This is a genomic window from Rhodanobacter denitrificans (assembly GCF_000230695.2).
GTDB lineage: Bacteria > Pseudomonadota > Gammaproteobacteria > Xanthomonadales > Rhodanobacteraceae > Rhodanobacter > Rhodanobacter denitrificans.
Window position 1 is genome coordinate 1,358,705 of the sequence record NC_020541.1, and the last position, 14,035, is coordinate 1,372,739.

Annotated in this window: 6 protein-coding genes; 3 read left to right on the forward strand and 3 right to left on the reverse strand. The window is 69.6% G+C overall.

Annotated elements, in window-relative coordinates:
• The first annotated feature begins 61 nt into the window (after window positions 1-61).
• Window positions 62-3,892 (forward strand): pilus assembly protein, encoded by a 3,831-nt coding sequence (locus R2APBS1_RS06115; protein WP_015447251.1) that lies wholly within the window; start codon window positions 62-64, stop codon window positions 3,890-3,892.
• Between the two features lie 92 nt (window positions 3,893-3,984).
• Window positions 3,985-4,398, forward strand: a complete 414-nt coding sequence (locus tag R2APBS1_RS06120) for a type IV pilin protein (RefSeq protein WP_027484826.1) — start codon at window positions 3,985-3,987, stop codon at window positions 4,396-4,398.
• A gap of 82 nt (window positions 4,399-4,480) precedes the next feature.
• On the opposite strand, the gene recD is transcribed toward R2APBS1_RS06120, so the two are convergent.
• Genes recD through recC form a run of 3 tightly spaced genes read right to left on the reverse strand, consistent with a single transcriptional unit; the run spans window position 4,481 to window position 13,379 of the window.
• Complete coding sequence (gene recD / locus R2APBS1_RS06125) at window positions 4,481-6,313, reverse strand: exodeoxyribonuclease V subunit alpha (RefSeq protein ID WP_015447253.1); 1,833 nt, start codon at window positions 6,311-6,313, stop codon at window positions 4,481-4,483.
• A complete protein-coding gene (locus tag R2APBS1_RS06130) occupies window positions 6,310-9,891 on the reverse strand; it encodes a UvrD-helicase domain-containing protein (protein ID WP_015447254.1) in 3,582 nt (1,193 codons plus the stop codon). The genes recD and R2APBS1_RS06130 overlap by 4 nt, the downstream gene beginning before the upstream one ends.
• Window positions 9,888-13,379 carry an exodeoxyribonuclease V subunit gamma gene (gene recC, locus R2APBS1_RS06135; protein ID WP_425477018.1) on the reverse strand — a complete coding sequence of 1,164 codons (3,492 nt, stop codon included), beginning with the start codon at window positions 13,377-13,379 and terminating at the stop codon, window positions 9,888-9,890. The genes R2APBS1_RS06130 and recC overlap by 4 nt, the downstream gene beginning before the upstream one ends.
• A 113-nt stretch (window positions 13,380-13,492) precedes the next feature.
• Between recC and R2APBS1_RS06140 the strand changes: the two genes are divergently transcribed.
• On the forward strand, window positions 13,493-13,912 hold the full coding sequence (locus R2APBS1_RS06140; RefSeq protein ID WP_015447256.1) for a YciI family protein: 420 nt from the start codon (window positions 13,493-13,495) through the stop codon (window positions 13,910-13,912).
• Window positions 13,913-14,035 lie beyond the last annotated feature (123 nt).

The following is a 14,035-nucleotide window of genomic DNA, read 5'->3' on the forward strand; positions in this document are numbered from 1 at the left end:
CGCCAGTTTTACCGTGCGAGCGAGTTTCCCATGCAGCGCCATCGCAAAGAGCGGAACCGATATGAACATTGCCACCCATGTGCACAACAAGACCGGTCGTTTCGCCGCCCGGTTGCTGGCCAGCGGTTTCTCCGTCTGGCTGATGGGCGTCGCCTTCTCGCCCACATTGGCGGCCACCACGCCGAACCCGGCGGTGGACCAGTCGCCGCTGATCATCCAGAAGCCGCTGCCGCCGAACATCGTGCTGATGCTGGATGACTCGGGGTCGATGGCCTGGGATGTCATGCCGGATTGGAATTATTTGAGCAGTACCAGCGCAGACGCGCTGGTCAGTTCCGACGTGAATGGGCTTTATTTCACCCCGACGGTCACCTATGTCCCTCCACTCAAGGCGGATGGCAGTTCATATCCAGATGCGGCCTTCGACAGTGCCTTGGTCAATGGTTTCAACTCCAGCAGCACGAAAGTGGATTTGAGTACCTACGATGGAAGCAGCGATGATAGCCGGAACGGGCAGATCCGCAGTGACATCGCATACTCGGTTGGTGCTGGCTCGGGTGGCTACGGCGCTTCGACATGCAGCAGTTACGACGGTACTTCTCAGCGTTATCCGGGATATTGCTATGCCAGTTATAATAACGGGTCAAGCGATTTTTCTTATAGCGGCAATTATTACTATTATCGCTGCAGCAGCCATCAGGATAGGTATAACGCTGATGGAAAGTGCTACCCACATTCGTTTTTCACGTACACAAAGCGTGATTCGAGCGGCAACTACACGCGTTATTACGTAGCCAAGACTGTGGGCGATTGCGCTGCGGCATCGCTGGCAGCCACAGTGTGTGATGAGAGTGCGGTCACCCGGCAAAATGTCGCCAACTGGTTTTCGTACTACCACACGCGCATCCTGATGGCCAAGAGCGGTGTGATGAATGCATTCTCATCGGTCGATGCCACCTACCGGATCGGCTTCGGCTCGATTGATGGCGGTGGTAGCGGAAACAGCAATTACGGGAATCTGCCCGCATCCCGCTACAGCTACACCGATGCGTACAACGGTGGCACCAACTACATCGCGAAAGTTACGCCATTCGGCAACGGGTCGACATCGGGCGACCAGAAGAATGCTCTGTGGAGCTGGATCGGTGCAGCCAAGGCCTCAGGTGGCACTCCGCTGCGTCAGGCACTGGACGCCGTCGGCAAGTACTACAAGACAGCCCAGCCCTGGCAGACATTGACGAGTGGCACGACCGAAGAACTTGCCTGTCGCCAGTCCTACACCATCCTGACCACGGATGGCTTCTGGAACGACGACCCGCCATCCAGCGTCGGTAATGTGGACAACACCAAGGCCGGCCCGGTTACGGGTCCCAACAACCAGCCTTTCACCTACAATCCGGCGTTGCCTTACTCGGACAACCAGAGTGACACGCTGGCCGATGTGGCCATGAAATACTGGGTCAGCGACTTGCGTCCCACTGCGGTCAACGAAGTGCCCACCAGCAAGGAAGACCCGGCGTTCTGGCAGCACATGGTCACGTTCACGTTGGGCCTGGGTTTCGATCCGGTTTACGCGAGCGGTGGGGCGACGATCCCGGTGGACCAGGTCTTTGCCTGGGCCAACGGCGACAGCAGCCAGGCGATCAGCGGGTTCAGTTGGCCGACGCCGTCGAAGGACAACATCACCAACATCGCCGACCTGGCCCACGCCGCGGTCAACGGCCACGGCGGCTTCGCCTCGGCAAAGACGCCGGGCGAGTTCAGTGATGCGCTGAAGAAGGCGCTGCAGCGTGCGTCGGATCGTGTGGGTACCGGCGCCAGCCTCGCGGCCAATTCCACCCAGCTGAAGACCGGCGCGTTCGCCTACCAGGCCAATTACTACACCGGCAACTGGAAGGGCGACCTCAAGGCCATCGCGGTGGACCCGAACAACGGCACGCTGGCCCTGACGCCGACCTGGACGGCGGCCAGCAAGTTGCCCGCCGCCAGCAACCGGAAGATCTACACCTACAACCCGAGCGTGGCTCCAGTGGCAGCCGTGGCGTTCACCGATCCGGCCACCCTGTCCAGCGCGGAGCAGACGGCACTTGGCGCCGACACGACCGCGCAGCAGAATATGATCAACTATCTGCGCGGCGATGCCTCGCTGGAAAAACCGAAGACCGGTGGCATCTACCGTACGCGTGAAACCGCGCTGGGCGACATCGTCAACTCGCAGCCGGTCTACGTGGGGCAGCCCGAGGCGAACCAGTTCGTCGGCCAAGCATTCACCGGCAGCGACAGCTTCGGGTCGTACGCCGCCACCACCCGCCAAGGGCTGATTTTCGTGGCGGCCAATGACGGCATGCTGCACGCGTTCTACACGGATGACATCGCCGCGACCACGACCGACGCCGCCATCGCCGCCGGTACCGAGGCCTATGCCTACCTGCCCGCCGCCGTCATCACCAGCGGCTTGTCCAGTCTGTCCAATCCCGACTACGGCTCGACGTCGGTACCGCATCAATTCTTCAACGACGGCGAGTTGACGGTGGCGGACGTGTATTTCGGCTCGGCCTGGCACACCGTGGCAGTGGGTACGACGGGTCGTGGCGCGGCCAAGGCGATCTATGCGCTGGACGTGACCGACCCGACCAACATCACGCTGCTGTGGGAGCGCTCCGCCGGCGATGGCAAGAGCGGTGCCGACTCCATCGGCCAGATGATCGGCAAGCCGGTGATCGCCCAGACCAACGTTGCGGCCAACGACACGACCGGCGACAACAACTGGTCGGTGCTGATCGGCAACGGCTACAACAGCAAGAACGGCACGGCGGCCCTGCTGCAGTTCGCCATCAAGGATGGCACCCTCAGCGTGCATGCCACCGATTCCGCCACCGCGAACGGCTTGGCCGCGCCGGCCGTGTGGATGGGCGATCTCTCCGTGGGCATCAGCACGGTGGCCTATGCCGGTGATGCGCAGGGGCGGGTGTGGTCGTTCGGCCTCAACACGGCCACGACCAGGGGGAATACGACCACCTACGCCGCCACGCCCACCAGTACCGGCAGCAAGCTTTACACTGCGATGGATGCAGCCACCGGCGGTACCGCGCAGCCGATCACCGGCGGCATGCTTGTCGGCAAGAACCCGCTCACCCAGGATTTGTGGGTGTTCTTCGGCACCGGCCAGTACCTGAGCTCGACCGATCTCACCAGTACGGCCACGCAGAGTTGGTACGGGTTGATCGTGAAGTCCGCCACCAGCGGGCTGGCCGTCGACGGCACCAAGAACCGCAGCAATCTCATGCAGCGTTCCATCATTGCGGAGACACCCGGGACGCCGGAGGTCCTGAACGCCGATGGCACGGTGAATACCGCGGCGATCGCGCCGGCGCGGGCGGTCACGGCGGCACCGAGCACGTCCGACATGGCCGGTAAGTCGGGCTGGTACATCGATCTGCTGTCGCCGACATCCAGCACTGATTCGACAACAGGCAATGTGACTTACACACCCAACCAGACTGCCCAGGGCGAACGAATCGTCACCCCGAACCAGTTTCAGGGCAATCAGCTGCTGGCCACGACACGGATTCCGCAGGCGACAGACCTGTGCAATCCATCCGGGCGCGGCTGGATCATGGCGGTGGATCCATTCACCGGCACCAATCCGAAATCGAGCTTCTTCGACCTCAATGGTGATGGTCTGATCAACCAGCCAGCCGACTACATCATGGTGAATGGTGTAGCGGTGGCGACCAGCGGCATGGGCTTCAATTCGCTGCCCAACAACCCGATCTTCATGGGCGGCAGCATGCTGGTGAGTTTCGACAACGGCAGCGCCACCAGCATCAAGACCTCCGGTACCTCCGGAACCCTGCAGCGTGTTTCCTGGCGCGAGCTGATCGCCCAGTAAAGGAATGAATGATGAAATCGCTCCCGTCAAATGAAGGCAGGCTGGTGTCCGTGGATGGGTGCCTGGTGCCGTCTGTCCGCAGTTCTCATGCAGTGCGCGAACATCGCCGCGACCAGCGCGCCGGCGGCTTCACCCTGATCGAGTTGATGATCGTGGTGGCGATCATCGCGATCCTGGCCGCGATCGCCTTGCCCGCGTACACCAGCTACATCACCAAGACCAAGCGCGTGGCCGCGGAAGGTTGCCTGTCGGAGCACGCCAACTACATGGAGCGCTACTACACCACCAACCTCAGCTACACGGGGGCGGCGTTGCCGGGACTGGACTGCGCCAGCCTCCAGCGCACCGGCGCCAACTACCAGTACGCGGTGGCGTCGGCATCGACGGCGGCGTACAGCGTCACGGCCACGCCGATCAACGCCCAGCTGACCCGCGACACCATGTGCGGCACGCTCTCGCTCAACCAGACGGGCACGCGCGGACCCAGCACGGCCGGCTGCTGGTAGGTCGTCACGTTTCGCCGATCCGGTGTCCTTGTTCTCGTAGGCAGGCGCCGGATAGGCAGGCGCCGGATCGGCGCGCTTTCCTTCACCGCGGCTGCAGCCGCTCGCGCAGGCCGCCTTGCCGCCGGATCGGCCGCGCCAGCCCGGCGCGCAGTGCGTCGTCGGTGCTCCAGATCTCGGCATGCTCCTTCGCGCGCGAGATGGCGGTGTAGACCAGTTCGCGGGTGAGGATGCGGTTGTCGGCGTCCGGCGGCAGCAGCACCGCCACCTCGCGGTACTCCGAACCCTGGCTGCGGTGGATGGTGATCGCCCAGGCGCTGTCGTGCGCGGGCAGCGCCCGCGGTGAGTAGCTGCGCAGGCCGGCGTTGCCGTCGCGGTCGCTGAGTTCGAACCACACGCGCAGTCCTTCCGCACCTTCCAGCGCGATGCCGACGTCGCCGTTGAACAGGCCGCGGGCGTAGTCGTTGCGGGTGACGATGACGGGGCGGCCGTGGTACCAGGCGCGGCTGGCGTCGATGCCGAAACGGACGGCGAGCCGGCGCAGCACCAGCTCGTTGATGCCCTGCGCGCCGAACGGACCGTCGCGCAGCGCGCACAGGATCTGCAGCTGGCGCAGCCGCTGCAAGGCTTCGGCGGCATCGATGGCCGGTGCCAGCAGCGACTGCAGCAGCCCGGCGTGGCGCTCGATCCAGCCGTCCACGCAGGCACGCATGGCGTGCACGGTGGGGCAGTGGCGCAGGTGCAGGTCGCCGTCGCGTCGCTGGTCCAGCAGTGCGTCCAGCCAGGCCGGGTCGGGCGCGTCGCGCAGCGCCTCGACGCCGCGCTGCAGGCCGCTGCCGGCGCGCCAGCTGTGGGTCAGCGCGAGTACCTGGCCGGCCAGCGGGGCGTCGCCGGCGGCGACATCGGGCGCCTGCTGCAGCAGCGGCGCGAGCAGGCCGGCCAGCGGCGGCGGCAGCCGCTGGCGCGGCGCGGCGGCGACGATGTCGGCCAGCACCGAACCGGCATCGACCGAGGCCAACTGGCCCGGATCGCCGAGCAGGATCAGTACCGCCGCGGGGCGCAGCGCCTGCAGCAGCTGGCGCATCATCGCCAGGTCCACCATCGACGCCTCGTCCACCACCACGATGTCCTCGGCCAGCGGGTTGTGCGGGCCGTGGCCGAAGCTGTCGTCCATCGGCCGGTAGCCGAGCAGGCGATGCAGCGTGCGCGCCTCGGCGTGCGGGATGTGCGGCACGAAGTCGTGAAAACCGCTGCCCGGCAGGCTGGCCTGCAGTTCGGCCTTGCCCTTGGCGACGGCCTGCGCCAGCCGCTGGGCGGCCTTGCCGGTGGGCGCGGCCAGCGCGATCGACGGCCACGCCGGCAACCCGCAGGCGTGCGCGTGGCGCAGCAGCATCAGCAGCATGCGCACCACGGTGGTGGTCTTGCCGGTGCCGGGGCCGCCGGTGAGCACGAAGAAACGCGCGCCGGGCACCGCGGCCACGGCGGCGCGCTGCCCGTCGGTGGCGCCGCGCGGCATGCCGGCGAACAGCGTCGCCAGGTCGTCGGCGAGGGTATCGGCTGGAATCGGCAGCGTGCGTTGCGCGCAGCGCCGCAGGATTGCCTCGGCGAGCTTCGCCTCGTGCTGCCAGTTGCGCCACAGGTAGAAGCGCCCCTGCGCATCGAGCACGAACGGGGTGAACGCGGTGCCGTCGCCGACCCAGTCGTGCCGGCGCAGCGCCTCCAGGGCATCGGTATCGAGGTCGGCGCCGGTGTCCGGGTCGGCCAGCGCGGCGCAGGAATGGCCGTGGCCTTCGGCGCGGCTGGCCGCACGCACGGCGGCGGCGAGCAAGGCGGAGCCGGTGCGCCCGAGTACCCATTGCGCCAGGCTCTGGTCGATCGCGCGCTCGTCGGCGGCGGCAGGCGGCAGCGGGCGGTTCATGCCGCGGCCTCCTGCGCGCCGGCGAAGGCATCGTCGAGCGCCTCGACCAGCGCCGCCGGCCAGCGCCGCCGCCATACGCCCAGCCCGGGCGCCAGCCCCAGCGCGCGCACGAACAGGTACCAGCTTTCGCCGAGCTGGCGTTCGGCCGTATAGCCGTCCATTCTCTGACGCAGGTAGCGGTGCAGCGCCACGGTGTAGAGCAGCGCCTGCAGCGGGTAGTGGTGCGCGGCCATGGCCGCATCGAGCGGCTCGCCCCGGTAGTCGCCCAGCCGCGCGCCGAGCCAGTTGGTCTTGTAGTCGAGCACGTGGAAGCGGCCGTCCCAGGCGAAGATCAGGTCGGCGAAGCCGGTCAGCATGCCGTTCAGCGTGGTGGCATCCAGGCTGGCCGGGATCGCGTCGGCGTGGCCGTGGGCCGCGCAGATCCGACGCAGTGTCGCCAGCGGCACCTGCCGCACCGGGAACTGGAACTCGAACTCGGCGATGCGCTGCTTCGGCGCCAGGTCGAGCAGGCGCAGGCCGCCGCCCAGGTCGGCCTGGCGCGCGCGGTCGATCATCCGGCCCACGCGTTCGAGCGCTTCCTCGTGCGCCAGATGCGGCGCGGCGACCGCCTGCGCGCCGAGCTGGCGGTGCAGCAGCTGGCGCTGGTCGGGCCACAGCGGGCCGGGCTGCGCCAGCTCGAACACCTGGTGCACGGCGTCGCCGAAGCGCGGGCCGCGCAACGGATGCAGCGCGAGCAGGCGGCCATCTTCGACCACCTCGTCCGCTTCGACCACCGGCTCTTCCGCGCCGGTTTCGTCGGCACTGCCGCTGTCGTCGATCAGCACGGCGGCGGCATGGCGGGTCAGCCCGCTGAAGCTGTGCAGCCACTGGAACGGCCGCAATGCCGGCAACGGCGCCTGGGCGGCGCGCGGCGCGGGGGCTTCGGCCGGCGGCCGGTAGCGGGTGAAGGTATCGGCGAACGGCGCGGCCAGGCGCATGCCGCCGAGTGCCGCGGCCATGGCGTCGAGCGAGGCTTCGCCCGCGGGCAGTGCCAGCTTCTGCCGGGCTTGCTCCAGCAGCAGGTCGATCGCGGCCCATTCCCAGGTCTGTGCATCGCCATCGGGCAGCGGGCCGCGGTCGACCCAGTACACGTGCACGGCGTGCACGGTGCGGGTCAGCGCCACGTAGAGCAGGCGCAGGCGCTCCTCCAGCTCCTCGCGGAAATGGCGCGCGCAGTGTTCGACGAAATGCGCTGAGCCCAGATCCACGCAGCGCTGGCCGGCATCGTCGTGGTAGCGCAGCAGCTTCGGCGCATAGCTGCCGCCCTGGCTGCGGATGCGCCACGCCAGCGGCAGGAACACGAGGGGAAACTCCAGCCCCTTGCTGGCGTGGATGGTCAGCAGCTGCACGCGGCGGGCGTCGCTCTCGATGCGCAGCTGGCGTTCGTCGGCCGCCTCGGCGTCGCCGTCGCCGCCTTCGCGGCGCATCTCCTGCAGCCAGGCGTACAGGCCGTCCAGTCCTTGCCGCGCGCCTTCTTCCGCGGCGAGCAGCTCGCCGAGGTGGCGCAGGTCGGTGAGCACGCGCTCGCCTTCCGGCAGCGCCAGCAAGGCGGTGGCGCGCGCGGCCAGCAGTTCACCGACCAGCGCCAGCACGCCGCGGCTGCGCACCAGCGCGCGCCACGCCTCGAAGCGTTCCAGCTCGCGCTCGAACGCGGCGGGCTGCGCCTGCCACGCGTGGAACTGCTCCAGCGTGGCGCCGAGCAGGGTGGTGGCCAGCGCGCCGCGCACGGCCTGGTCGTCGTCGGCGTGCAGCACGGCGTACAGGATCAGCTCCAGCTCTCGCGCGACTTCGCCGGCGAAGATGTTGCCGCGGCCGCTGCCCACGCAGGGCACCCCGCGCGCGACCAGCCGCTGGCGCAGCGCCACGACCTGGTTGTTGGTGGACAGCAGCACGGCGACGTCGCCGGGCGTCACCGGGCGGCCACCGATCGCCTGGCGCGGGTCGTTGAGCAGTTCCGCGATGCGGTTGGCGCAATCGTCCAGCGCCAGCGCCTCGAGGTCGCCGAGCGCGTCCAGCGGCTTGCCTTTCTTGTCGAGCGCGTCACCGTGGAACGGGTGGAACACCAGCGGCTGCGCCACCGGCTGGCCGTCGACGGTGTACGGCTGCCCGTCCGCCTTGCCGGCCGGCGCGACCGGCTGGTAGCGGATCGGCAGCTGGCCGAAGCCGCCTTCGGTGTGGCCGTACCAGGCGTTCAGCGCTTCCACCAGGGCGCGGCTGGAGCGATGGTTAGTGCCCAGCGAGAAGCGCTGGCCGGCCTGTGCGCCGGCGCGCAGGTAGGCGGCGATGTCGCCGCCGCGGAAACTGTAGATGGCCTGCTTGGGATCGCCGATCATCACCAGCGTGCCGCGCTCGCGGTAGATCCGCTCGAAGATCGCGAACTGGCGCTGGTCGGTGTCCTGGAACTCGTCGATCAGGGCGACCGGGAAGGCGTCGAACAGGCGGTCGGCCAGCACCGCGTCGGCTGCCTCGCCGCACAGTCGCTGGTACACCGCATCGATGAGCATGGAGAAGGTCAGCACGTGGCGCTGGCGCGCGCGGCGCGGCATTTCCTCGCGGCAGGCTTGCGCGGCGTCGGCGAGCACGGCGCCGCGGGTGAACACGTCGCGCAGGCCGAGCAGCGGGCGCAGTGCCTGCAGGGCCTTGATCAGGGGATGGGTGTTGAGTGGTTCGGTGCTTTCCGGTGCTTCCTGTTCGAGTACGGCATCCGGCTCGAAAGTCTTGTCGAGCCTGGCGGCCAGGGTTTCCTCATCGTTGCTTTGCAAGGCGTCGGCGATCTTGCCGAGCCGGTTCGAGAGAGCCGTCTTGCGTGGGGCGTAGAGCGATTTGTCGCCGGCGAGTCGCCGCAGTTCGGCGATGCTTGCATCGGTGCACAAGGCGTCGAGCTGCCGTTCGAGTTCGGCCAGGCCACCGGCCTCGATGCGCGCGTCGGCGCTGTTGGCCAGCCCGCCGAGGTCGCGCAGCAGGCCTTCCGGCCCGTCCTTCAGCAGCAGCTCGGCCTCGCGCGGGTCGACCGCGCCGGTGAGGTAGCGGCGGCGCCAGAAGTCTTCCACGCATTCGCGCATCAGCTGCTGCTCGTCGAACAGCTGGTCGTCGGCGAACGCGGCGCCGCTCTGCAGCGGGTAGTCGCGCTGGATGCGCTGGCACAGCGCGTGGATGGTCGACACCGGCGCGCGGTCGAGGTCGCTGCGGGCCAGCTGGATCCGGCGCAGCGCGAGGCGGACGCTGTCGGCGTCGGGGCACAGCGCGGCCAGCCAGCTTTCCAGCGGATCGACGCTGGCCGCGTCGCGCGCGGCGGCTTCGAGCAGACGCTCGGCCTCGACCAGGCGCCGGCGCAGGCGCTCGCGCAGTTCCTGCGCGGCGGCGTCGGTGAAGGTGGTCACCAGGATCTGCTCCACCCGCAGCCCGCGTTCGAGCAGCAGGCGCAGGTAGATCACGCCGATGTTCCAGGTCTTGCCGGTGCCGGCACTGGCCTCGATCAGCACGCGCCCGTGCAGCGGCATGGCGCGCCAGTCGAGCGGGGGCAGGGCGGCGGCGGTCATGGCTGGGTGTCCTGCGTGACTTTCATCAAGGTCGTGCGCTGCGGGTCGAGCACGCCGCAGACCAGCTCGGTGGCGGCGACGAAGGCGCGATGGGCCGGGCTCTCCACGTCGAACAGCTCCAGGCCGCGGCTGAGCAGGGCCGCGTAGCCGGGCGCGTAGTCGCGTTCGCCGGGGTTGAAGCCGTCGCCTTCCCACGCCGCGGCCGCCCTGGCCAGGCGGTTCTCTGGCTCGTTGCCGGCCCAGGCCTGCGCGGCGCGCGGGAAGAACAGCAGCGGCCGCTGTGCGGCGGCCCGATACGCCTCGACCAGGCGGCGCAGGCCGTGGCGCAGTTGCTCGCCCTCCTGCGCGCGGATGGTGTCGAGCATGCCCGCCGCCTGGGCCACCAGCACGCTGCTGCCGCCTTGCGTGCGCCGGACCTGCTCCAGCAGCGTGGCCTGCAGGGGCGCGCCGTCGCCGGCACGGGCCAGTTGCAGGCAGGCCCAGTCGAGGTAGAAGTCCAGCAGGTCCTTCAGGTTGGCGGCGCGCCCCGGGCGGGCGTCGAACCACAGCAGCATGCCGTCGGCGCCGCGGAATACGCGGTCGACCGTGCCGCTCAGGCGCAGGCCGTCGCCGAGGTCCAGCTCGATCGCCTGGGGCTGCGCCTGCGCGCCGGCGTCGGCGAACAGCGGCTGCGCCTGCGCCAGCAGGGGGCGCAGCGCGTCGCGCAGTTGCGTCCAGGTCCGCTCGCCGACCGCGCCGCCGGCCAGCATGCCGGAGCGGGCGAGCCATGCCGGCGGTTCGGCGGGCAGTTCGGCGCGGCCGGCGGCGAGCGCGTCGAACAGCAGGCGGTGGTCGACCCGCTCGATTTTTTCCAGCGGCGTCTCCAGCGGCTCGCGATCCGGCCAGCCGCGGTCGTCCAGCGCCTGCAGGCTGATGCCCTGGCCGCGCAGCAGGGCGTCCCGCGCGGGGTCGCGCCAGAAGCGCCTGAGCGTGCCGAGGGTGATCTCGCCGGCCCCGGTTTCCGGCGTGGTCGCCGGCGCGTCGAGGAAGGGCGGCGTGCCGGCGCTGATCGATGCGGCGGCGAGGAACGCCGGCTCGTACGAGAACAGCCGCGGATCGTGCCGGGGTTGGCCCTCGGCATCACGCTCGTAGTAGCGCGCGTCGAACGGCTGCAGCGGGTGGCGCACGCGCCACGGCCGCTCGGCTGTTTCGTCACCGGCGAGGCCGTGCTGTTCGTCGAGGAACTGCAGCAGCTCGGCCAGCGGTGCGGCGGGGTTGCGCGGCTTGCCGTCGCGCATGCCTTCGCCGACGTAGCTCACGTGCAGCGCGTCGCGCGCCGACATCAGCGCTTCCAGGAACAGGTAGCGATCCTCGCTGCGCGTGTCGCGGTCGCCGCGGCGCGGCTGGGCGAGGATCTGGTTGAGGCCGGCGTCGTGGCCGGGGCGCGGGAACTCGCCTTCGTTCATGCCGAGCAGGCAGACCACGCGGAACGGGATCGAGCGCTGCGGCACCAGCCCGCAGAAGGTCACCCCGCCGAGCAGGAAGGCCTGGCGTTCCGGCACCACCTCGAGCGCGCCGCGCAGCGCCTCGCGCACCACGCTCCACGGCAGCAGGGTGTCGATGCCGGCCTCGGCGGCCTGGCCGGCGAGGCCGGCGACGAGCCGGCGCAGGGCGTCGAGCGCGTTCTGTTCGGCGGCGTCGCGCGGGTCGGCGAGGAACAGCGCTTCGAGCCGCTCCAGCAGCCACGCGCTCCATGCGGCCAGCGGACGCGCGCCGGCGAAGGCGTGGCGCAGCTGGCGCAGTTCGCCGAGCAGGCGGTCGAGCTGGCCCAGCGCCTCCACCGCGTTGCCGGCGACGCCTTCCAGCGGCAGGATGCCATCGAGCAGGCCGTCGCCGCCGTCCTGGCCCGCGATCAGCCCGGCGTACATGCGGTCGAAGCCGAACTGCCACGAGTTCGCGTCGACTGCTGCTGCGCCGGCCTCGGCCTTCATCGCGGCATCCAGGCCCCAGGCCACGCGGGCGCGGCGCAGCCAGCGTTCCAGCGCGTCGCGCCCGCCGGCGTCGAGCGCGAAGCGCCGCGCCACCGCCGGCACGTCGAGGAAGTTCAGCACCTCGCTGACCGTGAAGCGGCTCTCGGCCAGGTCCAGCACCTGCGCGAACGCGCTCATCAGCGGGTGCGCATGCGCCAGCCCGACATCGGCCAGGTGCCAGGGCAGGTGCAGCGGGTCGTGCCGGTACTGCGCCGGCTCGCCGAACACCGCGGCGAGGTACGGCGCGTAGGCGCCGATGTCCGGCGCCATCACCACGATGTCGCGGTGCTGCAGGCTGGGGTCGTCGGCGAGGCAGCGCAGCAGGGCGTTCTTCAGCACTTCCAGTTCGCGCAGGCGGGTGTGGCAGACGTGCACGCGCAGGCTGGCGTCGTGGCGCAGCGCGGGCAGGATGTCCTCCAGCGCCGCCCCGTCCACCTGTTGCGCGCGGATCGGCGCGCCGACCAGCTCCGGCTGCAGGCAGCGGATGCTCGACTGCAGCCGGGCGAGCAGCGAGGTGGCGTCGTCGAGCGGTTCGGCCTCGTCGAGCGGGTCGCGCTCGTCGAGCGCATCGCACTCGTCCAGGGTGAGGCAGAAATCCTGCGCGATGCGACCGAGGGCGACCAGCAGCGGGTGGCCGACCTCGTAGTACAGCGCCTCCGGGTCGTCCGCGTGGGTGAGCAGGAAGCGTTGCCGGCGCAGGTAGACCCAGTGCTCGCGGCAGGGGTCGGGAAAATACAGGTGCACTGGCGCGTGCAGCGCGGTCGCCTGCAGTGCCGCCAGCACGTCCGGCGGCAGGTGGCTGACGCCGAACACGTGCAGCGGCGGCTCGCCGGCCAGCGCATTGCCGGTACGCAGGGCCTGCAGCAGGGCGGCACTGCGCTGCGCGCGGTGCGGCCGCGGGATGGCGGCGCGCAGCCGCTGCCACAGCGCGGCCTGCCAGTCGCCGGCGTGCCGTGCGGGGTGCTGTTCCCAGTCGAGGATCCAGTCCGGCCGGTAGATCAGGTACTGGGTGTACAGGCCGGCCAAGTGCTCGGCGAGCTGGAAGCTGCGCCGCGCCGCGTCGTCGCCGGACAGGTAGGCCGCCACTTCCGGCGCCTGCAGCGCGGGCAGCGCCATCAGCAGGCGCCAGCGCAGCAACTCGTGCCGGTAGGCGCCGCCGATCAGCGCCTCGTCGCCCAGCGCCCGGCGCGCCGCGCGCTCGAACCACTGCCACGGCAGGATCATCTCGAGGTTGGCGGCGATGCCATGGCCGCCATGCGGGCCACGGCGTTGCGCCAGGTGGCCGAGCAGCCAGCGCCGCAACCCCGGGTGCGCCACCACCACGGTCTGCGCGGCCAGCGGATTGGCCGGGCGCTGTGCTTCGAGCTGCAGCGCCAGCGCGTCGGCCAGCCGCTCGGTGCGGCTGCCGCGGTGGACGATCAGCCCGTCTGGGTTGTCCCTCATGCCTTCCTGCCCCGGTCGACGCAACCCGCACAGCATACCGAGCCATGGCGCATCGTTTGCGACCTGTCGATCCGCCGGCCTGCCGTTCGTCGTTCGCACAGAGCCGGAGTGGTCTGCCTGGCTCCCACCCGTTCGAAGGAGACACGACGATGCGCTGCATGGTGATAGTGAAGGCGAGCCCGGACTCGGAAGCCGGCGTGATGCCCAGCGAGCCACTGCTGACCGCGATGGGCCAATACAACGAGGAGCTGGTGAAGGCCGGCATCATGCTCGCGGGCGAGGGCCTGCAACCCAGTTCGAAGGGCGTGCGGGTGAAGTTCTCGGGCCGCGCGCGCACGGTGACCGACGGGCCGTTCGCGGAAACCAGGGAGCTGATTGCCGGCTTCTGGCTGTGGCAGGTGAAGTCGATGCAGGAGGCGATCGAATGGCTCAAGCGTGCGCCGTTCGACGACGATGCCGAGATCGAGATCCGCCAGGTTTTCGAGGCCGAGGATTTCGGCACCGAGCTCACCCCCGAACTGCGCGAACAGGAGGAACGGCTGCGCGCGCAGCTCGCCACGAAGACATGAGCCGGGTCCGGCGCGGACGCGCCGGGAGGCGCTGGTCGCGCGGCGGATGATGCCGGCCGGGAGGTGGGAAAGCAGGCGTGACTTCCGGCCTTGCGCGGGCATCGCGGGGATGCTGTGATCGGT